Origin of the sequence: Pseudomonas sp. REP124, assembly GCF_020164475.1 — a bacterium.
Taxonomy (GTDB): Bacteria; Pseudomonadota; Gammaproteobacteria; order Pseudomonadales; family Pseudomonadaceae; genus Aquipseudomonas.
This window is the reverse complement of record NZ_JAIQWX010000004.1, coordinates 81,519-101,884: the sequence shown is the minus strand read 5'-3', so window position 1 is coordinate 101,884 and position 20,366 is coordinate 81,519. Positions and strand designations below refer to the sequence as shown.

Sequence of the window (20,366 nt, the reverse complement as noted above, 5' to 3'; positions counted from 1 at the left end):
AGAGATTCATGAACGCTTCACTGAACAAAAACGACACGACGGTGACACAGGTCAAGCTGCTGATTAACGGCGAATGGGTTGATTCTAAAACCCGCGAATGGCTTGAAGTCGTCAACCCGGCCTCCCAGGAGGTTCTGGCCAAGGTACCGCTAGCGACCCCGGAAGAGGTGAAAGCGGCCATCGACAGCGCCGAGCGCGCCTTCCATAGCTGGAAGAAAACTCCGATCGGCGCTCGCATGCGCATCATGCTCAAACTTCAGGCACTGATCCGCGAGCACTCCAAGCGTATTGCCGCAGTACTGAGCGCCGAACAGGGCAAGACCCTGGCCGATGCCGAAGGCGATATCTTTCGGGGGCTCGAAGTCGTGGAGCACGCCTGCTCGATCGGCAGCCTGCAGATGGGCGAGTTTGCAGAGAACGTCGCCGGCGGCGTCGACACCTACACCCTGCGCCAACCGATCGGGGTCTGCGCCGGCATCACTCCGTTCAACTTCCCGGCGATGATTCCACTTTGGATGTTTCCGATGGCGATCGTCACCGGCAATACCTTCGTTCTCAAGCCCTCGGAACAGGACCCGCTGTCGACCATGATGCTCGTGGAACTGGGCCTTGAAGCGGGCATCCCCGCCGGTGTACTCAACGTCGTACACGGCGCAAAAGAAGTGGTCGACGCGCTGTGCACCCATCCCGATATCAAGGCTATCTCGTTCGTGGGTTCGACCCATGTCGGCACTCACGTCTACAACCTGGGCAGCCAGCATGGCAAGCGCGTGCAGTCGATGATGGGTGCCAAAAATCATGCGGTCGTGTTGCCTGACGCCAATCGCGAGCACACCCTCAATGCGCTGGTCGGCGCAGGCTTCGGTGCAGCCGGTCAACGCTGCATGGCGACATCGGTCGTGGTACTCGTGGGTGAGGCTCGTACCTGGCTACCCGACATCAAGGAACTGGCCCTGAAGCTGAGGGTCAACGCGGGTTCAGAGCCCGGCACCGACATCGGCCCAGTGATCTCCAAACGTGCAAGGCAACGCATTCTCGACCTGATCGACAGCGGTGTACATCAAGGCGCCAAGCTTGAACTGGATGGTCGCGACATCAAGGTACCAGGGTATGAAAACGGCAACTTCATAGGCCCGACCCTGTTCTCGGGTGTGACCACTGAAATGGACATCTACACCCAGGAAATCTTTGGCCCGGTACTCGTTGTACTGGAAGTCAGGACCCTCGACGATGCAATCGCTCTGGTCAACGCCAACCCCTTCGGTAACGGTGTGGGCTTGTTCACGCAGAGTGGCGCCGCAGCGCGTAAATTCCAGAGCGAAATCGATGTCGGCCAAGTCGGTATCAACATTCCGATCCCGGTACCCGTGCCGGCATTCAGCTTCACGGGTTCTCGCGGGTCAAAACTGGGTGATCTGGGCCCGTACGGCAAGCAGGTTGTCCAGTTCTACACTCAGACCAAGACCGTCACCAGTCGTTGGTTCGATGACAGCACCGTGAATGACGGAGTGAATACCACCATTACGCTGAAGTAACGATGGACAGGTTGCCCGGCGCAATGTCGGGCAACTGACTCATGGGAAAGACTGGGCGGTCATGCGGCCCCAAAAATCACGGTGAACACCGATTACAGCCTCGACTTTCGCCACCAGAAGAGCGAGTCGCCCGGTATTCACCTGATAGAAACAGGCAATACTCAAATCCAATCCGGCATAGTCCACTACCCCGCCTCGCCCTAGCATGGCCTCACCCGATATCTTCAGGAGTGCGCCTCATGAATGCAGAAAAAACCCTCTTTATCACCGGCGTCAGCAGCGGCTTCGGCCAGGCCCTAGCCAAGGAAGCCCTGGTCCAGGGCCATCGCGTAATCGGCACCGTTCGCAGCGAATCCGCCTTGGCGGCCTTCGAAGCGCTCTCGCCTAAACGAGCCCACGGCGTGGTGCTGGACGTCACTCATTTCGATGCCATCGACGCAGAGGTCGCCGCTGTCGAAAACCGACACGGCCCGGTGGATGTGCTGGTCAACAACGCCGGTTATGGCCACGAAGGGATTTTCGAGGAGTCGTCATTGGAGGAGATGCGTCGTCAATTCGACGTGAACGTCTTCGGCGCGGTGGCGGTTACTAAGGCGTTTGTCCCGTATTTTCGCCAGCGTCGCGCGGGGCACATCCTTAATATCACGTCCATGGGCGGCTACATCACCATGCCGGGCATCGCCTATTACTGCGGCAGCAAATTTGCGCTCGAAGGCATCTCGGACACACTGAGCAAGGAACTCGCACCCTTCAATGTTTTTGTCACGGCCGTGGCACCGGGATCGTTTCGTACGGACTGGGCCGGCCGCTCAATGCAGCGTACGCCACGCAGCATCAGTGACTACGATGCGAGATTCGACCCGGTACGCAAAGCCCGCGAGGAAAAAAGCGGTCATCAATTGGGTGACCCGCAAAAAGCCGCTCGCGCCATGCTGAAGATCATCGCCAGCACCAACCCGCCCGCTCACCTGCTGCTGGGCAGCGACGCACTGGCCCTGGTGCGTGACAAGCTGCAGCGGACGGCGGAGAGTATTGAGCAATGGGAGGCGCTGAGCCGCTCTACCGATGGCTGAGCAGAAACGTGGAGGGAAGCGCATCGATGGCTGAACCCGATGACCCGTGCACCGCGCGCATGGTGCAGTTGATGGACCGGCTCGCGCCGCTGGAGGGCTACAACCTGAGCCCGCTGGAAGACGTGCGCTTTCTGCGCTCCAACCGGCCGCTGACACGCACGCCGGTCCTGTATGAGCCGGGCATCGTCATCCTCTGTCAGGGCCGCAAGCGCGGCTATCTGGGTGATGAGATCTACGTCTACGACGCCCAACATTACCTGGTAGTGTCAGTGCCGGTCCCCTTCACCATGGAAACCGACGCCAGCGAAGTACAGCCGATGCTGGCGGTGTACCTGCGCCTGGATTTCGCCCTGGCCGGCGAGCTGATTCAGCAGGTGGATGAGGTTTGGGACTTCAGCGCGGCCGCGCCCATGGGCATGTACGCCTCGCCCATGGACGAACCGCTGCGCCAGTCGACCCTGCGCTTTCTGGAAGTCATGAGCGATCGCACCGACGCACAAATCCTCGGTACGGCGATGCTGCGCGAGATCTACTACCGCATCCTCACCGGCGAACAAGGCGGCACCCTGCGCGCGGCGATCGCCCAGCAGGGTCAGTTCGGCAAGGTGACGCGCGCCATTCACAAGATCCACAGCTGTTATCACGAGCATCTGGATGTGGAGGCGCTGGCTCAGGAAGCGCAGATGAGTGTGCCCAATTTTCATCTGCACTTTCGCAAGGTCACCGATTCCTCGCCGATGCAGTACCTCAAATCGACACGCTTGCATCAGGCACGATTGCTGATGTTGCGCAACGATCTGACCGCAGCCAAATCAGCGTATCTGGTGGGCTACGAAAGCGCCTCGCAATTCAGCCGCGACTTCAAGCGTCTCTTCGGTCGCACACCGTTGGCGGAGGTGGCGTGGATGAAACAGGCCTATGCGTTGCCGGCGCCGACGACCGCGTCGCCCTTCGTGTCATCACACTGAGTTGGCGGGAAAAACCTCAACCGCTCACCAGATAAGCCCCTGCCGGAACCCGGCGCTGCAATTTCTTGCATTTGTCCGGCGCGGGCTGCTGCCCTGGCGGACGATCCAGAAACCAGATCCGGCATTTGCCCGGCGGCGGCAAATGCCCACGGGGAATCACCAGACCGTCATACGCAGGTTCAGCCTCGACGGAAGTCCGCGCGAGCTTGCCGGATTCGCCGCCAGAATCCTGAGTGGATGGCTGAGCAAGATCGGCCTCGCTGCGCCTTTGGGCCTCCCCTTCCAACTGCTTGCGCACGGCAACCGGGTCCGCAATGGCGCCCGGTGGCGTCCCCGAAGCCTGGGCCTGCTGGGCGGCCTGGATCAATTGGAGGTTGCGGTTGCGCAACGCGACGTTGCGACCGACGCGCATGTTCGAGCGCACCGCCAGGGTTTCAGCCTGCTGATACTGCCCCTGCTGAAGACGCAACACGCCCAGGTAATGCAGCGTCGCGGGATTGTTCGGCTGAATATGCAGGGCCCGCTCCAGGGTGGCGGCGGCCTGGTCCAGCTGGCCTTCGCCATACTGGCGCGAAGCGGTTTCGATCAGCGTGGTCGATGCACTGTTGCTTTGCATGCGCACTGTTCGCTCGGCAGCGATCGAACCCGGCGACGAGGCGGCGCAGAACACCAGGATCAGACCCGGCAGGAAACGCTTGATTGGCATCAGGGACTCGACTGCGCTCGGACGGCATGGGAGGAAACAGACCACTGGACTGCTCGGTACGCCCGAAACAGCGCCAGATTGACCTGGGCGGTGGTCCGAAGTTCCCATAGTGCTGCGATCTTTTCAACGCAACACAAACCGTTTGATCCTTCACAAATCATGTAGCTGTTGGTAAAGCGTAGCTGCCTCTTGGAAGTCGACTAAAGTGTGAGTTCATTCAGCCAAGGGATTCGCAATGAACCTGCACCACAGGCCAGTGACGGCCGATGACGTTAAAGCTATCTGCGGCTTTCCTCAAAACGCCCAAGAGCTGTTTTTCATGTTTCCGAAAGCGCAGTACCCGCTAACGGAAGAGCAATTGAATGCCGCCATTTCTCAACGCTTCGACTCGACCGTCTTCGAACTCAATGGAGACATCGTTGGATTCGCCAACTTCTATCGAGCCGAACGCCAAGGTGTTTGCTGCGTTGGCAATGTCATCGTCCCGCCGCACGCCCGGGGCAAAGGTGTCGCGACCTTTATTGTGGAGACCATGACGGCCTTGGCGTTTGAAAGGTATGAAGCCAGAGAGGTGCAGATTTCGTGCTTCAACGAAAACACGGCGGGGTTGCTGCTGTATCCGAAACTCGGGTTTTGTCCATTTGCTATTGAAGAGCGGGTTTCGCCAAGAGGCAGTCGAACAGCACTGATACACATGAAGCGCCAACATCCGGATTTCGCGTCCGCGGATGACCAATAACGGGCTGCGATGGCGTTGAGTCCATTGGTCTTTGGAACTCGATACATGCATCAGCTTCCTGCTGTTTGTGCAGACCTTTCCTGCCGAGCAGCAGCCCCAAAAAGATCGCAGCCTTCGGCAGCTCCTACCCTGGAATGCGTCCACCTGTAGGAGCTGACGAAGGCTGCGATCTTTTCACCTCACTCACTACAACTTCTGCGCACCGCCACACACTTGATCTCTACCAACAACCCCGGGTGAGCCAACTCACTGACACCGACGCACGTCCAGGCGCACAGACCTTTGGGAAACACGCGATTCTTCACCTCACGAAACACCGCCATGTGCTGCGACATGTTCACGTGATAGGTCGTCATCTCGACCACATCCTCAAAGCTGCAACCTCCAGCGGCGAGCACGTCTTCAAGATTTCTCCAGGCGCTGATGAACTGCTGCTCGGGATCCTGAATGACCTCCAGCTCAGGCGTTCTTCCCACTTGGCCCGCGCAGTAAAGCGTGTGACCAACTCTGACCGCAGGGGCGTAACCCGCGCGCTCGACGATAGGCCTCATGGCATCTGGAATGATGATTTCGCGGTCCGGCATTGCTTGATCTCCAAATGGGAAAGCGTCAGATGTTAGCAGCCTGAGCAACCACCCCCGCAACAACCATCCCCGCCAACCCCATCAAACACCCAACTCCCACCGCATAAGCAATCGTCCGCCAAGGCTGCCATCCCGCCAGAAACGTCACCGTATGCACCACCCGCGCAGCCGTAAAAACCCCAAACAACCAAACCGTACGATCGACCGGCGTATCGAACACTACGCAAAGCCCGCCCAACGCAAAAAACAGCGGGATATTCTCAAGGTCATTCAGCCACGCACTCTTCGCCTTGGCGACTTGAGGCAATTCCGACGCACTGGGCAAGCGCCCCACAAGCCTCGCGTCTTCCGGGTTCTGGAACGTCAAACGAGAGATCCGATAAAATCCCTGATAACAGGAAATCGCAAACATCTTGAGGAACAGCACAACCACACACAGCGCGTAGACAGACAGAACCGTGTTCATCTTTTCTCCTTAAACATGATCAAGCCCTGATTCTTCCGATTGCCGCAGAACGAATTCGATGTTGTTGGCTGAATTGACAATTCCTACGGCCAGTCGGAAATTAACCGAAACCCGCCAAGAGAAGGAACTCAAATGCCATTCGACTTCAACCACCTCCTGCTCGTACTCACCGTGTATGTGATTGGCGCGGCGAGTCCAGGGCCCAGCAACATGCGGATCATGGGGGTCGCCATGCATCAAGGCAGACGCCCGGCGTTCATGCTCGCAGCAGGCGTTATCAGTGGTTCTTTTTTCTGGGGTTTGATGGCGGCCACAGGCGTTTCCGCCATCCTGACGCAATATGCCCATGCGATCGGCGTACTCAAAATTGTCGGTGGAGCCTACTTGCTGTTCCTCGCCATCAAGGCGGCACGTTCCGCACGGACCTCGGACGAGCAACTCAGGCAGATCCACGCCGCCACCCCGGAAGTCTCCGGCTTCAGGCTCTACAAGCGGGGTTTGCTCATGCCCCTCACCAACCCCAAAGCATTACTTGGCTGGGTTGCAACAATGACTCTGGGGCTGGGGCCGCAAGCGTCGACGGCGACCGTCGCCATCACCCTGGCCGCCTGCGCGGTGATGAGCATCACCATCTTCGGTGGCTATGCACTCGTTTTCTCCACCGCCCCAATGGTTCGGGCCTATCGCCATGCACGTCGATGGATTGAAGGCACGCTCGCGTTGGTCTTTGGCGCCGCTGGAATCAAACTGCTGCTTTCTCGTTCCTGAGCCGCTGATGCATCAAAAAACCGAGACTGAGCCAATGACCATTCGCAACGAGCAAGCTGAAGACATCCAACGCATCGCCACACTCACTGCCGCAGCGTTCGAACACGCAGAACATTCCAGCCACACCGAACACTTCATCGTCGACGCCCTGCGCCGTGCCGGGCAACTAACGGTCTCTCTGGTGGCCGTGGAAAATGACGAAATCATCGGCCACGTCGCGATCTCCCCTGTCAGCGTGTCCAGCGGTGCGACGGGATGGTACGGACTCGGGCCGATATCCGTATCGCCGAACCGGCAAGGCCAGGGGATTGGTTCAACTTTGATGAAAGCGGCATTGACGGAATTGCGAGACAAGGGTGCGGCTGGCTGCGTGGTGCTGGGCGATCCGGGTTATTACGGTCACTTCGGTTTCAACGTTCATGTTGGATTGGAGTTGCCCGGCGTTCCCCAGGAATACTTCCAGGCGTTGTCTTTCGTCGGTGAATTTCCGTTGGGCACGGTGCAATACCACGAGGCCTTCAATGCCACGGAATAACCCCGGGCAACCCTAACGGCTAGCTGAACGTACCCTGAGCCCACTCTCGAGTGGGCTTTTTTCATTCTCGGCATTCCATAACGCTGTTGACCGATGCCCCACACGCCAGCGACGCCTATAGGGTCTCCAGCGTAAAACCACCAATGAGCGCTGACCAAAAACTCCATTTAGTCAGACTTCATTATTGCAACAAACGATTATTCCGCTATAAATTTGATCTCATCCGATAATTAGCATGACTATTTTGCGCTGTAGATGCTAACGAGTGAAGCGTCTGCCCAGCCCTGCGCGGTCCCATGCGGCTTACCGGTGTTTTCCAGAACAACAACAAAAAGGAAGGTCAACCATGCTTCAATCCCGTCACCTGCTTTCCGGCCTTGGACTGTCCCTGATGCTCTCGACCCTATCCGCCCAGGCCGCCGGCCTGTCCAGCGAACACAAAGCCTTTGGCAAAACCAATGACGGCACTCCCGTCGAACAGTTCATCCTGCGCAACAGCCATGGCATGCAGGCCAGCGTGATCACCTATGGCGCGACGCTGCAGGCGCTGCAAGTGCCGGACAAACACGGCAAGCTCGATGATGTGGTTCTCGGCTTCGATGATGTGCAGGGTTATCAGAAAGGCACGGCGTACTTTGGCGCGACCATCGGCCGCTTCGGCAATCGCCTGGCCGATGGTGCATTCGAACTGGACGGCAAGCGTTATCAGGTGCCGCAGAACGACAAGACCAATGCGTTGCATGGCGGCACTCAGGGTTTCGACAAGAGGGTCTGGAAAGCGCAGGCGATCAAGGACAAGGACTCGGTGGGCGTGACCCTGACCTATCTGTCGGCCGATGGTGAAATGGGCTTCCCTGGCAACCTCACCACCGAGGTCACCTATCGCCTCACCGACAGCAATGAATTGCGCATCGACTACAAGGCCAGCACCGATAAACCGACGGTACTCAACCTGACCAACCACAGCTATTTCAACCTGGCCGGCGCCGGCAACGGCGACATTCTCAAACAACTCGCCACCCTGAACGCCAGCCATTACACACCGGTCACCGCCAAACTGATTCCGACCGGCGAACTGGCCCCGGTGGCCGGCACGCCGATGGACTTCCGCAAACCCACGGCAATCGGTCAGCACATCAAGGCCGATCACCCGCAACTGAAATTCGCCGAGCCGAAACAGGGCGGGTTTGACTTCAACTGGGCGCTGGATAGCAAAGGCGATATCAAGCAACTGGCCGCCGAAGTCAGCGACCCGCAGTCCGGCCGTGTCTTGCAGTTGTACACCAACGAACCGGGGGTGCAGTTCTACACCAGCAACTTCCTCGACGGCACGGTCAAGGGCAAGGCAGGCAAGGTTTATCCGCACTGGGGCGCGTTCACCCTGGAAACCCAGCACTATCCGGACTCGCCGAATCAGCCGGCCTTCCCGAGTACACGGCTGGATCCGGGGCAAACCTACACTCAGAACGTGATTCTGAAGTTCTCTGCCAGATAACCTCCTGTGGTAAGGGGATGTATCCCCGTGGGGCCGCACAGCGGCCCTACAAAAAAATCGCAACCCCCGAAAATTCCTACAGGACTACACATCACCCTGTAGGAGCTGCCGAAGACTGCGATCTTTTCAAACCGACACAAATTTACGGCGGGTCAATCTGATCCAAAACCCGATTCGCCGTAATCTCCGCCAACATCACACTATTGGAAATCCCCAGCAACGCATTCCGCGCCCCACCCTCCAGCAGATCCACCAAGTGATGCACCATCACATCCACCGAGGCCAGCGTTTCGACCAGATAGACCATCAGGTCCTCGGTTGAGACATCGGGGTTAACGGTGAACAGCGTGCTGGGTGTTCGGGGTGTGGATTTGATGGTGGCTGTTGTGTGGGGGTCAAGGGTGGGTTCGGTGTTGTCGTTGGGGGTGGTTGGATCGGGTTGATTCGAGGATGCCGCATCGGTGTCCGGCGGATTCGGTGTGACTTTGAACATATCTCAGGTTCCTAATCATGTGCCTACCCTCTTGCTGCTAAACGAGAGGGAGGCAGCTGCACGCAGGTTAGCAGACCGGGGAACCTAAGAAGCCGGCGCGCCCAAGGGCGCCCTGCGTACAGCTACCATCAAGAAACAGGCGCGAGCCTGACTGATAGAAGCGTTGTACGACTTAGATTACCTACAGGCTGCTAACCCGGTCACTGATGGGCAGTGACACGAATCAAGTTACTGAGCGGGCCCAAGGCGTACAAGCCGGCGGATTCTGGCGTAGCGGTAGGGAATGGCGCAAGGATTTGTAGCTTTCTGGAAGTAAGTCTGAGGATGCTTAAACACGCACTCGCTGGTTATGTTTAAAAACTGCTCGCACGCCACCTAAAACTAGCAATCCATGGGAACTGGACGGCATTTGCCACTCTTCAATACGAGCCATCGCCCCTCATAGCAGCGCTTAGCAGAGACTCAGTCAGCGATTGGCCAAAGCAGTCAAGAGCATTCGCTTTGGTGGCGAAGGACTGCAATCGGCCGATTCTGTTGAAAAAGTCGGATTTTCAGCTGGGCCGAACTCAGGTACGACTACCATCGGAGAACCTACTCACCACGTTGCGTGGTTTTTCGGCCCTTCGTTGACCTTTGCCGCTCTGTTATTGGGTTGGTTTGAGGTTTTTTGCTTCGTGCAGACGCACCTATCCCGTGAGCGGTGGCCCTTGAGAGGTAAGTTTGGCCAGCCGTCGCAGGTTCTGCACCGCAGCGGCCAGCGTGAACTCATCGGTCGCGCCACTCATGCCACGTAGTCGCAAGCGATCCAGTTTCAGGATGCGCTTGAGGTGGGCAAACAATATTTCGACCTTTTTACGTTCGTGGCGAGAGCGCACGTATTGCGCCGTCGCTGCGATGCGCCGAGCCACATTACGAGCGGCTTCATGGACGCTGCGAGCGATCTTGCGGAACGCCGTGTTCGGGCAGCACTTGGCTTTCATCGGACAGGCAACGCAGTCAGCCTGCCGGGACCGGAAGATGATGGTGTTGGCTCTGGTGACGTGCGAACGCTCGTTCTTGAAGGCTCGCCATTCGCTGCGTAATACGTTGCCGGCTGGACAGCGGTATTCCTCGGATTCTTCATTCCAGTGAAAATCGTTACTCGAAAAGCTGTCGTTCTTGCGCTCAGTTTTGTCCCACACCGGCACATGCGGCTCGATGTCTTTTTCCTCCACCATCCAGGCCAACATCGGCGCAGTGCCGTATGCGGTATCACCGATGAGGCGTTCCGGCTTGATGTCGAATTGCGCTTCGACTCGTTCGATCATGGTCTTGGTGCTCTCGACTTCTGCGGTTCGATGAGCCGGTGTGGGTTCCACATCCATGATCACGCCGTGCTCGGTATCGATCAGATAATTCGTCGAGTAAGCGTAAAACGCTGGGCCACCTGGAGCTGCGGTCCAGCGGGCTTGAGGATCGGTCAACGACAGGCGCTTGGGTAGCGTTTCGGCCAGTGCCTCCTCATCAAGTGCTTCGAGGTACTCACGCACGGCGCGGGTACTCAGGGCCGGATCGCTCCAGTTGACCGGTTCATCACCTGGTACGCCGCGCTGCCGACTCGCATCCGCTTTGATGATGCTGGCGTCCACGGCAAAGCCTTCGCCCTTGACCAGACCTGCGTCCATGCAACGACGCAGCACTTCATTGAACAACCAGCGAAACAGATCACTGTCCCGAAAACGGCCGTGTCGATTTTTGGAAAAGGTCGAGTGATTAGGGACTTCATCTTCAAGGCTCAACCGGCAGAACCAACGATACGCCAGGTTCAAATGAGCCTCTTCGCACAGCCGCCGCTCTGAGCGAATGCCGTAGCAATAGCCCACGATCAGCATGCGGTTCATCAATTCAGGATCAATCGATGGGCGCCCAATCGGGCTGTAAAAATCGGCAAGGTAATGGCGCAGGTCGCTCAGATCGAGACACCGATCAATGCTGCGCAGAAGGTGATTGGCTGGGATGTGATCTTCAAGGTTGAAGGAGTAAAACAGTCGCTCCTGCCCACTCGATAACTGTCCCATCATGCTGTGTGATCCCCCACCGGCCAATGCAGAGATTTTGCAGCAGGCCAGACAGGGGAGCTACTTTTTCAACAGAATCGGCCAGAAGCGGTCATCACCGGCAAGCTAGAAATGTCTATCACTGGTCAACTCACACCCGCGCAGCTTGACGTCGCCGGTGCACCCCCAAGCGTGACCTTAAACTCATGCCGGAGGCTAAATGTTTTCAGGTTAATGCTTTCCTAACCTTCAAAGCTGCCTCTTGTATGGCTCGCTCTTCGTACGGAGCAAATCCCAACAAAAAACCGCCAGATTTCGGCGACCGATAAAATCTTCCCAGTGGCATGACATCGACGCCGGCCTTTTCCATTCTCTCGCACGCCTCTGTTTCGTGGCCGACCAACAATGAAGCGGCGATATCCAGTCCACCACGAATCTCCGGTACCTCGATCAAGCCCCGCCAATGCTGTTGTGCTGCACAATTTAGCGCTTCTGCACGAAGTGAATAGAGCTTGCGCATGCGTCTGACATGCCGGTCGAAATGTCCTTGGTCGAAAAATGCCGCCAGCACAGCCTGATTGAGGCTGTTAGGGTGGCGCGAGGTCAATGCCAGCGCTTGGGTAAAGTTGTTGACCAGGTGGGGCGGTAGCACCAGATATGCCAAGCGGACGGATGGAAACAGCAATTTGCTGAATGTACCAGCCAGGATCACCGAGTCATCGGCGCCGGCCATTGAGCGCAATGCGGGGATGGGCTTGGCGATAAAACGATATTCGCTGTCATAATCATCTTCGATTATGTAGGCCCCAGAGGCGTTCGCCCAACGCAGCAGAGCGCGTCTTCTGTAGGGAGACAGTTGGTAACTGGTGGGCATTTGACGCGACGGCGTCACGTAAATCAGCTCTGCCTCTGGGGCGACCTGGACACCATGCTCGATGCGCATGCCCTGTTGATCGACAGGAACGTCCACTACCTTACAACCTGCGACAGTCATGAGTTGTCTCACTCCTGGGTACCCTGGATCTTCCATCCAGACAGACGCCCCAGGTCGTGCCAGAAGTCGCAGGCAAAGGTCGATTCCCTGTTGCACGCTACTGAGCACTACGATTTGGTCCTCAGGCACGTGCACCCCTCGCGCCGAGCCCAGATACTGTGCAATGGCACGACGCAAACTCGGTAATCCGGCCGGATCATAATCGAGCAACGTCTCTACCTTTGAACTGCGCATCTGCTGAATATGCAGCTTGCGCCATAGATCAATCGGGAAAGAATGTACGTCGCTACGCATTGGGAAAAATGGCAGCAGTCCGGGAAGAATTTTGCGCCTCGTGATCGCTGGAGTAGCGCTCAGCCGCTCAAGCCAGTCTGTGACTGGCGGCGTTCGCCTCACCGTTACGTCTGCGCCATCACCTTGATCCAGGGAAAATGCTCGTAATTTGGTATCAGGCAGCTCAACGGAGACACGTGTGCCACTTCCAGTTCGACTGACTGTATAACCCTCTGAGAAAAGCTGCTGATACGCTGAGTGCACCGTACCGCGTGCCACTCCCAGATGCTTGGCCAGCGCCCGGCTTCCCGGTAGCTTGCTGCCCGGAGGGATACGTCCGGTGAGCATTGCGTCGCGCAATTCTACATACAACCATTCTTGAAGATTGATACCCACAGGAGGCCTTCCCGAGGGTAGTGCCATGGCCCCGAACAGGATCGTATTGGAGGACATGAGCACCTCAAAAGTGGACCAGTAGATTAGAAGCCTAGTGGATCAATACCATAGTCCGCTTTATGACCACAATTGGCTCGACCTCATTTTTCTCCGTACACCAGCAGCGTTCGCTGCCATGGGCTCCTTATAAGCCCGGTTAGGGGGTGGGGATTCGCATAATTTCGAGACAGCGACGCCTGCATGTCTTTCGCACCAACGCCGTAATGAGAGGAAGGAAACTTATGAGTCGCATCAATTGGTTTGAAACTTCGCCTGGCGCAGCCAAGGCCCTCGGAGGACTGCACCATTTCGTGACCACATCGACAAACTTGCCGGCCCTGCTAATTCATCTCGTGTTTTTGAGGGTTTCTCAAATCAACGGTTGTGCCCATTGTATTGATCTGCATTCACGTGATTTGATCAAAGAAGGAATGTCGGTGGACAAGCTGCTGCTGGTACCGGTATGGCATGAAGCACAATACCTTTTCTCGGATTTGGAGCGCTCGGCGTTAGCTTGGGCAGAAGAAGTCACGCGTGTCAGCGAAACACATGTATCCGATGACGCCTACGCGTCCGCATCTGCCATGTTTGCAGAAAAAGATCTGGTTGACCTCACAGTGGCCATTGCTGCAATGAACGCTTTTAACCGCATGGGCGTCAGCTTCCGCTTACCTCCCGCTGCAAAGGCTTAATGTCTTTAGTCGTTCAGCAGTCACAAGTTCGGCAGTAATGTATGTATCACCTTGCTCAAAAGAGTGCTTTGAAAGTGGCATTCGTGATCGGAAACTAATGGCTGGAAGCAGTCTATCGCCAATGACTGCTTCTGGCCGGTTGCTGCCTTCTTCACGCTCCCCCCTAAAAGGGCGCGCCACAGTTTTTCGATCCATCAGCCTCCAATGAATTACTCGCACCGGGCGAACATGGCGCGCTAAACAAATGGCGCGCCTCACTGCCACACTCATCAGGTCAATCCTACCTCCCTCACCCAACCACCCCCAAATAAACCTCCCGATCCACATTCCCCCCCGACAACACAACCCCCACCCTCTTCCCAACCATCGCCTCCCGCTCCTGCATCAACCCCGCCAACCCCGCCGCCCCGGCCCCTTCCGCCAAGTTATGCGTATCGGTGAAATAAACCCGCATCGCCTCCCCCACCTCCTCCTCACTCACCGCAACAATCCGCGCCGCGCCCTTCGCGTACACCGCAAACGCCTCCGGAATCGGCTTTCTCACCGCCAGCCCGTCGGCAAAGGTATTCGCCGAGTCCGTCTCGCAAATTTCTCCCGCCTCGAACGATAATTTCGCAGCCGCCGCCTCGGTCGAGACCACGCCCACGACTTCGGTTTTCAACCCCAAGGCATCGCGGGCGGCGATGACGGCGCAGATGCCGGAGCCGCAGCCGATGGGGACGTAGACGGTGTCGAGGTCTGGGGCGGCGGTGAAGAGTTCGAGGGCGTAGGTGGCGACGCCTTTGACCAGTTCGGTGTGGTACGGGGGGACAAGGTAGAGGTTGTGTTGTTGGGCCAGGCGGGCGGCTTCTTCGCGGGCTTCGTCGAAGTCGCGGCCGTATTCGACGACTTCGCCGCCGAAGCCGCGCATGGCGTTGTTTTTTTCCTTTGAGTTGCCTCTGGGGACGACGATGAGTGCGCGCAGGTCCAGGGCGCTGGCGGCGAAGGCCTGGCTTTGGCCGTGGTTGCCGCGGGTGGCGGTGACGATGCCTTTGACTTCGGGGTGGGTGCGTTTGAGCCAGTGCATGAAGGTGATGCCGCCGCGCACTTTGAAAGCGCCGGTTGGTGTGTGGTTTTCGTGTTTGACCCAGACGGTGCAGCCCAGGCGTTCGGCGAGCAGCGGCCAGCGATATTGCGGCGTGGCGGGCATGGCCTGGTAGACCTGACGGGCGGCTTGCTGGATGTCGTCGAGGGTGAGTGTGTGCATGGCGGGCTTCCTTGAGGTTTTGTTCAGTCTAGGCATGGGCGTGGCCGATGGGCTTTCAGAAAACTGACCTGACTTTTGTCCCCGCTGTTCACTACTATGGAGCGCATGAGCTCTCGAAAACGCCCTCCTTCACCGCCGCAGTCTGAACCGGTCCGCCGTGTCGAGGCCGGGTCGTGGGCGATTGAATTGTTGCCCAGGGCGGCTTATGCGACGCGGTATGTGGCGTCGCAATCGGCGATTGGCTTTGCCTTTGACAGCCAGCGCGGGGTGCATGCGATCGGCAGTGATCGGGTGCTGCCCTTCGATGCGGTGCCCAATGGGCTGGCGTTTGTGCCGGTGGGGTGTGATGTGTTGTCGGAGTCGCCCAAGGGCGGTGAGTACCTGCGGGTGTTGCGTACCGATGGGGTGGCGTTGACGGGGGATCGGGCGTTCAACAATCTCATCGATCCGCAGGCGATTGCCCTGGCGTTGCGCATGCGTGGAGCGTTGTTGCGGCCTTCGGTGGAGGATGACTGGGAGGCTTGGGCGCTGGGGTTGGCCGAGCGTGCGCAGGGGGAGGAAGTGGAGGCTTTCGGGTCGATTACCGGGAGTCGGATGCGTTTGCTGGATGAGTTTATCGAGGCGGGGCTCGACGGTTCGCTGGGGGTGAAGGCGATGGCGGATTTGTTGGGGTTGTCGGAGGGGTATTTCATGCGCGCGTTCAAACTGGCGACCGGGCAGAGTCCGCATGGGTATCTGATTGATCGGCGGGTGGCGCGGGCTCGGGCGTTGATGCGGGATTCGAAGGCGACGTTGGCGGAGATTGCGTTGGTGTGCGGGTTTAATTCACAGGCGCATATGGCAACGGTGTTTCGGCAGCGGTTGGGGGTTAGTCCGGGGGAGTTGCGTAGGGGGTAGTTGGCTTCTGATTGAAAGGTGGGGCTGCTGCGCAGCCCAACGGGGACAAGCCCCCTCGCCACAGAGGGTTGCTCTTCACAGGAATTTCTTTTCTACAGAAATAGCCTCTTCACGGGGACGGCTTGGTTGAATCGCCTGGCCTGAATCATGCTTTCTTCAGTGACCAAACGTCGGTGCTGACTATACGGATGACACTTTTGAAGTGAGCCGCATCGGTGGGTCGCCCGATAATCGAAGGATCACTGACGACAGGTCGAGGTCAAGCATGACGAGCACTACTACGGAACAGGTCAGCCCTGAAACGCTGCGCAAGGTGATTGTCGCCGCCGGCATTGGCAATTTTGTCGAGTGGTTCGACTTTGCCGTTTATGGCTTTCTGGCCACGACTATCGCTCAGCAATTTTTCCCCAGTGGTGACGCCAGCGCGGCGTTGCTCAAGACCTTTGCGGTGTTCGCGGTGGCCTTTGCGTTTCGCCCGCTGGGCGGGATTTTCTTTGGCATGTTGGGGGACAAGATCGGGCGCAAGCGCACGCTGGCGGCGACGATTTTGTTGATGGCGGCTGCGACGACTTTGATCGGGCTGTTGCCGACTTATGCGGCGATCGGGGTGACGGCGCCGATTCTGCTGTCGTTGATTCGTTGTGCGCAGGGATTCTCTGCGGGCGGTGAGTATGCGGGGGCTTGCGCCTATCTGATGGAGCATGCGCCGAACGACAAGCGCGGCTGGTATGGCAGCTTTATTCCGGTGTCGACCTTTGCGGCGTTCGCTTCGGCGGCGGTGCTGGCCTATGCGCTGGAGTCGTCGTTGTCGGCGGAGGCGATGGCGAGTTGGGGCTGGCGTTTGCCGTTCCTGGTAGCGGCGCCTTTGGGGCTGGTGGGGCTTTATCTGCGCTGGAAGCTGGATGAGACGCCGGCGTTTCAGGCGGTGACCGAGGAGCATGATGTTGCGCACTCCCCTCTCAAGGAAACCCTGCGCAATCACGGTGCGGCGATGTGCAAACTGGGCGCATTCATCTCGCTGACGGCGTTGTCCTTTTACATGTTCACTACGTACTTCACGACTTATCTGCAGGTGGCCGGTGGGTTGAGTCGTGCGACGGCGTTGCTGGTGTCGTTGCTTGCACTGGTGTTTGCGGCGCTGATTTGTCCGGTGGCCGGTTTGTATTCGGATAAGGTCGGGCGGCGCAGGACGGTGATGACGGCTTGCGGGTTGTTGATTGTGGTGGTGTATCCGTCGTTTTTGATGGCCAGTTCCGGGTCGTTTGCGGCATCGGTGTTCGGGGTGATGTTGCTGGCGACGGGGGCGGTGTTGTGCAACGTGGTGACGGCGGCGTTGCTGTCGGAGACGTTCCCGACGCGCACGCGGTATACGGCGTCGGCGGTGACTTACAACATGGCGTATACGTTGTTTGGCGGGACCGCGCCGTTGATGGCGACGTGGTTGATCAGTACGACGGGGAGCAATTTGTCGCCGGCGTTTTATTTGATGGTTGTGGGGGTGTTGGGGTTGGTTGGGGGGTTGGCGTTGCGGGAGACTTCGCGGGTTTCGTTGCATGAGGTTGGGGGGGATGAGGAGCGTGTGGTTGGCGGGAATCATCGCGAGCAGGCTCGGTCCCACATTTGATCGCGACCGCCCTCAAAACTGTAGGAGCGAGCATGCTCGCGATGGTGGTTCAGGCAACGCGGGGTGTCAGGTAGCCAGCGTTATCGTTGACGACCATCGCGAGCAAGCTAGCTCCTACAGTTGATTCAGGTGTGTCAGGAAGCCAGCGTTATCGTTAACCACCATCGCGGGCAAGCCACGCTCCCACAGGGATTGCATTGACCCTGTAGGCCGTAGGTGTTTGAAAAAAAACAAAATCCCCATGTGTTTCCTTCGTTATTCCATACGTCGCAGTTCCTCACTGCCCGTTTTCGTCGTATGGAGTTCTCCCGATGCCCTCGCCCAAATCCCTGCCCGCCGCGTTGCTTGGCCTGACGCTGGTTTGTCCGGCCCTGGCCGAAGCGGAGGGGTTGGAGTTGGGGCAGGTGTTGATTGGCGCTGAGGATCGTAGCGGCGAGGATCGTTCGGTTGCCGAGGCCGAGGCGCGGTTGGCCGCGGTGCCGGGCGGGACGAACGTGGTGGATATGCGTCGTCCGCTGCAAGGGCGGGTGGCGAGCAATCAGGATGTGCTGGCGTATCAGCCAGGGGTGTATGCCCAGTCTTCGGGCAATGAAGGGGTGAAGATTTCGATTCGTGGTTCGGGGATCAACCGGGCGCCGGGGGCCCATGCTTCGGGGCTGTACACGATGCTCGACGGGCTGCCGCTGACCGGCCCCGGTGGTACGCCGTATGAGTTGCTGGAGCCACTGTGGCTCGATCATGTGGAGGTGCTGCGCGGCGCCAACGGCTTTGATCGCGGTGCCCTGGCGCTGGGTGGGGCCATCGATTACCTCAGCCACACCGGCTACAACTCGCCCAAGTTGCAGGTGCGTTATGCGACCGGCAGTCATGGCTATCAGCAGCGTCAGGTCAGTTCCGGGCAGGTGCTGGGGGATTTCGACTATTACGTGGCGGTGACCGACGCGCAGTCCGACGGTTATCAGGACCACACCAACAGCGAGAGCCAAGGCCTGATCGCCAACTTCGGTTATCGCTTCAATCCGAATCTGGAAACGCGTTTTTACCTGCGCTATCGCGAGACCGATAACGACCTGGCCGGGCGCGTGACCAAGCACTCCATCGAGCACGATCCCCGTGCGGCGAACCCGGCCTATGTGCTGCGCGATGACAGCCGCAAGCAGCCGGGCAGCACCTTTATCGGCAACAAGACGACCTTCTATCTGGATGACGATTCGAGCATTCAGACGGGGCTGGTGTATCACGACTATCCGATGGACTTGCGTGAAGGCCCGAACCGCTTGAAGGTGGCGTACACCGATGTCAGCGGCACCTTCGACTACAAGCGCCGCGACACGCTGTGGGGGATGGAGAGCAACAGCAACGTGGGTTTGCGGGTGACCAAGCATCTGCCGAACAACGGGGCCAGCGAGCTGGTGCGAATCCCCACCGGCAACACCGCCGGTTATGCGCCGGGCACGCACATGCGCAACTTCACCTATCAGGGTTCGGACACGGTGCTGCATGCCGGCAATGACCTGGAGATCGCCGAGGACCTGTGGCTGACAACGGGGCTGGCCGCCATCTATACCCGTCGCGAGAGCGCGGTGACTTACCCGGATGGCGGCGGCAAGACCAGCATGGGCGACTGGGATTACGCGCCGCGGGTGGGGCTGCGCTATCAGCTGACGCCGCAGGTGCAGGTGTTCGGTAATCTCAGCCGCTCGGTGGAAGCGCCGCATCCGTGGTCGCTGATCTACAGCGCCAACCAGCGCTTCCCGGTTGGCAGCGGCCCGGCGACGGGGACTCAGCGCGATCCGATCGAGTTGCAGAATCAGACCGCGACCACCCTGGAGCTGGGTGGTCGTGGCGATAGCGCGATCGGGCAATGGAGCCTGTCCTGGTATTACTCCCAGGTGCGCCATGAGTTGCTCTCGGTATTGCCGGACGCCAACGCGACCACGCCTTATGAGCTCAACGCCAGCCCGACGGTGCATCAGGGGGTTGAGGCCGGTTTGCAGAGCGACCTGTGGGCGGCGGATGGTGGGCGGTTGAGTTTGCGTCAGGCTTATACCTTCAGCGATTTCCACTATCGGGATGATGACCGATTCGGCGACAACCGCCTGCCGGGGTTGCCGATGCACTATTACCAGGGGGAATTGCGCTATGACTGGCCGCAGGGGTTCTTTGCGGCGGTGAATACGCAGTTGGTGTCGAAGGTGGCGGTGGATTATGCCAACAGCTATTACGCCGATCCTTATGCGCTGTTTGGCGCAACGCTGGGCTTCAATGCGCCGAAGGGGGATTGGCAGACCTGGCTGGATATTCGCAATCTGACGGACAAGCGTTACGCGGCGACGGTGACGCCGGGGTATGACGACAAGGGGGTGGATGTAGCGAGGTCTACGCCGGGTGAGGGGTTGGGGGCTTATGTTGGGGTTTCCTGGAGTTGGCTCTGATGTCCTGTGAGCATTCTGACTGGCCGCGTCATCGTTAAACTCCATCGCGGGCAAGCCCGCTCCCACAAGGTTTCGAGTCGCTCACGGATACTGCAATCAACTCAAAAAACTGTGGGAGCGGGCTTGCTCGCGATGGCGGTGGGTCAGTCAACCATGATCGGGCTGATCCACCGCCATCGCGAGCAGGCTCGCTCCCACAGGGAATTGATTCGTTCACAAAATCCGCACCCAACACCGTAAAAAATGTGGGAGCGAGCCTGCTCGCGATAAACGTCCGGGCACCGCGATCATTCAGGCTCCCACAATTCAGGCAGCGCCCGAAGTGTCATTTCGGCTACCCTCTCAAAGCGCCCTCGCAATCGAAAAGGAGAA

General features: G+C 58.4%; 18 protein-coding genes. 11 read left to right on the top strand and 7 right to left on the bottom strand.

What is annotated here, in order from left to right; all coding sequences use genetic code 11:
* Window positions 1-8 precede the first annotated feature (8 nt).
* The 3 genes from K9857_RS02235 (at window position 9) to K9857_RS02225 (ending at window position 3,576) form a co-directional block, all read left to right on the top strand.
* Window positions 9-1,535 (top strand): CoA-acylating methylmalonate-semialdehyde dehydrogenase, encoded by a 1,527-nt coding sequence (locus tag K9857_RS02235; RefSeq protein ID WP_224533281.1) that lies wholly within the window; start codon window positions 9-11, stop codon window positions 1,533-1,535.
* A gap of 239 nt (window positions 1,536-1,774) precedes the next feature.
* On the top strand, window positions 1,775-2,608 hold the full coding sequence (locus K9857_RS02230) for an oxidoreductase (protein WP_224533280.1): 834 nt from the start codon (window positions 1,775-1,777) through the stop codon (window positions 2,606-2,608).
* A 26-nt stretch (window positions 2,609-2,634) separates the two neighbouring features.
* Window positions 2,635-3,576, top strand: coding sequence for an AraC family transcriptional regulator (locus tag K9857_RS02225; protein WP_224533279.1), 942 nt, complete (start codon window positions 2,635-2,637; stop codon window positions 3,574-3,576).
* A gap of 16 nt (window positions 3,577-3,592) precedes the next feature.
* Here K9857_RS02225 and K9857_RS02220 read toward each other — a convergent pair whose 3' ends face one another.
* On the bottom strand, window positions 3,593-4,282 hold the full coding sequence (locus K9857_RS02220; RefSeq protein WP_224533278.1) for a tetratricopeptide repeat protein: 690 nt from the start codon (window positions 4,280-4,282) through the stop codon (window positions 3,593-3,595).
* 235 nt (window positions 4,283-4,517) lie between these two features.
* Here K9857_RS02220 and K9857_RS02215 point away from each other — a divergent pair, with 235 nt between their 5' ends.
* Window positions 4,518-5,021, top strand: a complete 504-nt coding sequence (locus K9857_RS02215) for a GNAT family N-acetyltransferase (RefSeq protein ID WP_224533277.1) — start codon at window positions 4,518-4,520, stop codon at window positions 5,019-5,021.
* A gap of 179 nt (window positions 5,022-5,200) precedes the next feature.
* On the opposite strand, the gene K9857_RS02210 is transcribed toward K9857_RS02215, so the two are convergent.
* Both K9857_RS02210 and K9857_RS02205 read right to left on the bottom strand, forming a co-directional pair.
* On the bottom strand, window positions 5,201-5,605 hold the full coding sequence (locus K9857_RS02210; protein ID WP_224533276.1) for a RidA family protein: 405 nt from the start codon (window positions 5,603-5,605) through the stop codon (window positions 5,201-5,203).
* 25 nt (window positions 5,606-5,630) lie between these two features.
* Entirely contained in the window at window positions 5,631-6,071 is a 441-nt protein-coding gene (locus tag K9857_RS02205; RefSeq protein ID WP_224533275.1) for an MAPEG family protein, read from the bottom strand.
* A gap of 132 nt (window positions 6,072-6,203) precedes the next feature.
* Here K9857_RS02205 and K9857_RS02200 point away from each other — a divergent pair, with 132 nt between their 5' ends.
* The 3 genes from K9857_RS02200 to K9857_RS02190 all read left to right on the top strand — a co-directional run bounded on the left by K9857_RS02200 (window position 6,204) and on the right by K9857_RS02190 (window position 8,869).
* Window positions 6,204-6,839: a LysE family translocator gene (locus K9857_RS02200; protein WP_224533274.1), complete on the top strand. Its 636-nt coding sequence runs from the start codon at window positions 6,204-6,206 to the stop codon at window positions 6,837-6,839.
* A 34-nt stretch (window positions 6,840-6,873) separates the two neighbouring features.
* The gene (locus tag K9857_RS02195) at window positions 6,874-7,374 is read left to right on the top strand and encodes a GNAT family N-acetyltransferase (protein WP_224533273.1); all 501 of its coding nucleotides are present in this window, start codon (window positions 6,874-6,876) and stop codon (window positions 7,372-7,374) included.
* Between the two features lie 346 nt (window positions 7,375-7,720).
* On the top strand, window positions 7,721-8,869 hold the full coding sequence (locus K9857_RS02190) for an aldose epimerase family protein (RefSeq protein WP_224533272.1): 1,149 nt from the start codon (window positions 7,721-7,723) through the stop codon (window positions 8,867-8,869).
* Window positions 8,870-9,011: 142 nt separating this feature from the next.
* On the opposite strand, the gene K9857_RS02185 is transcribed toward K9857_RS02190, so the two are convergent.
* From K9857_RS02185 to K9857_RS02175, 3 genes are all read right to left on the bottom strand, one after another.
* A complete protein-coding gene (locus K9857_RS02185; RefSeq protein ID WP_224533271.1) occupies window positions 9,012-9,362 on the bottom strand; it encodes a DUF6124 family protein in 351 nt (116 codons plus the stop codon).
* Window positions 9,363-10,048: 686 nt separating this feature from the next.
* Entirely contained in the window at window positions 10,049-11,422 is a 1,374-nt protein-coding gene (locus K9857_RS02180; RefSeq protein WP_224533270.1) for a transposase, read from the bottom strand.
* A gap of 202 nt (window positions 11,423-11,624) precedes the next feature.
* Window positions 11,625-13,061: a PLP-dependent aminotransferase family protein gene (locus K9857_RS02175; protein WP_224533269.1), complete on the bottom strand. Its 1,437-nt coding sequence runs from the start codon at window positions 13,059-13,061 to the stop codon at window positions 11,625-11,627.
* A gap of 281 nt (window positions 13,062-13,342) precedes the next feature.
* Between K9857_RS02175 and K9857_RS02170 the strand changes: the two genes are divergently transcribed.
* Window positions 13,343-13,792: a carboxymuconolactone decarboxylase family protein gene (locus K9857_RS02170; protein ID WP_224533268.1), complete on the top strand. Its 450-nt coding sequence runs from the start codon at window positions 13,343-13,345 to the stop codon at window positions 13,790-13,792.
* A 289-nt stretch (window positions 13,793-14,081) separates the two neighbouring features.
* On the opposite strand, the gene K9857_RS02165 is transcribed toward K9857_RS02170, so the two are convergent.
* Window positions 14,082-15,038, bottom strand: coding sequence for a threonine dehydratase (locus K9857_RS02165; RefSeq protein ID WP_224533267.1), 957 nt, complete (start codon window positions 15,036-15,038; stop codon window positions 14,082-14,084).
* 105 nt (window positions 15,039-15,143) lie between these two features.
* Here K9857_RS02165 and K9857_RS02160 point away from each other — a divergent pair, with 105 nt between their 5' ends.
* The 3 genes from K9857_RS02160 (at window position 15,144) to K9857_RS02150 (ending at window position 19,994) form a co-directional block, all read left to right on the top strand.
* Window positions 15,144-15,935, top strand: coding sequence for a helix-turn-helix transcriptional regulator (locus K9857_RS02160; RefSeq protein WP_224533266.1), 792 nt, complete (start codon window positions 15,144-15,146; stop codon window positions 15,933-15,935).
* Between the two features lie 265 nt (window positions 15,936-16,200).
* Window positions 16,201-17,559, top strand: coding sequence for an MFS transporter (locus K9857_RS02155; RefSeq protein ID WP_224533294.1), 1,359 nt, complete (start codon window positions 16,201-16,203; stop codon window positions 17,557-17,559).
* Between the two features lie 311 nt (window positions 17,560-17,870).
* Window positions 17,871-19,994, top strand: coding sequence for a TonB-dependent receptor family protein (locus K9857_RS02150; RefSeq protein WP_224533265.1), 2,124 nt, complete (start codon window positions 17,871-17,873; stop codon window positions 19,992-19,994).
* Window positions 19,995-20,366 lie beyond the last annotated feature (372 nt).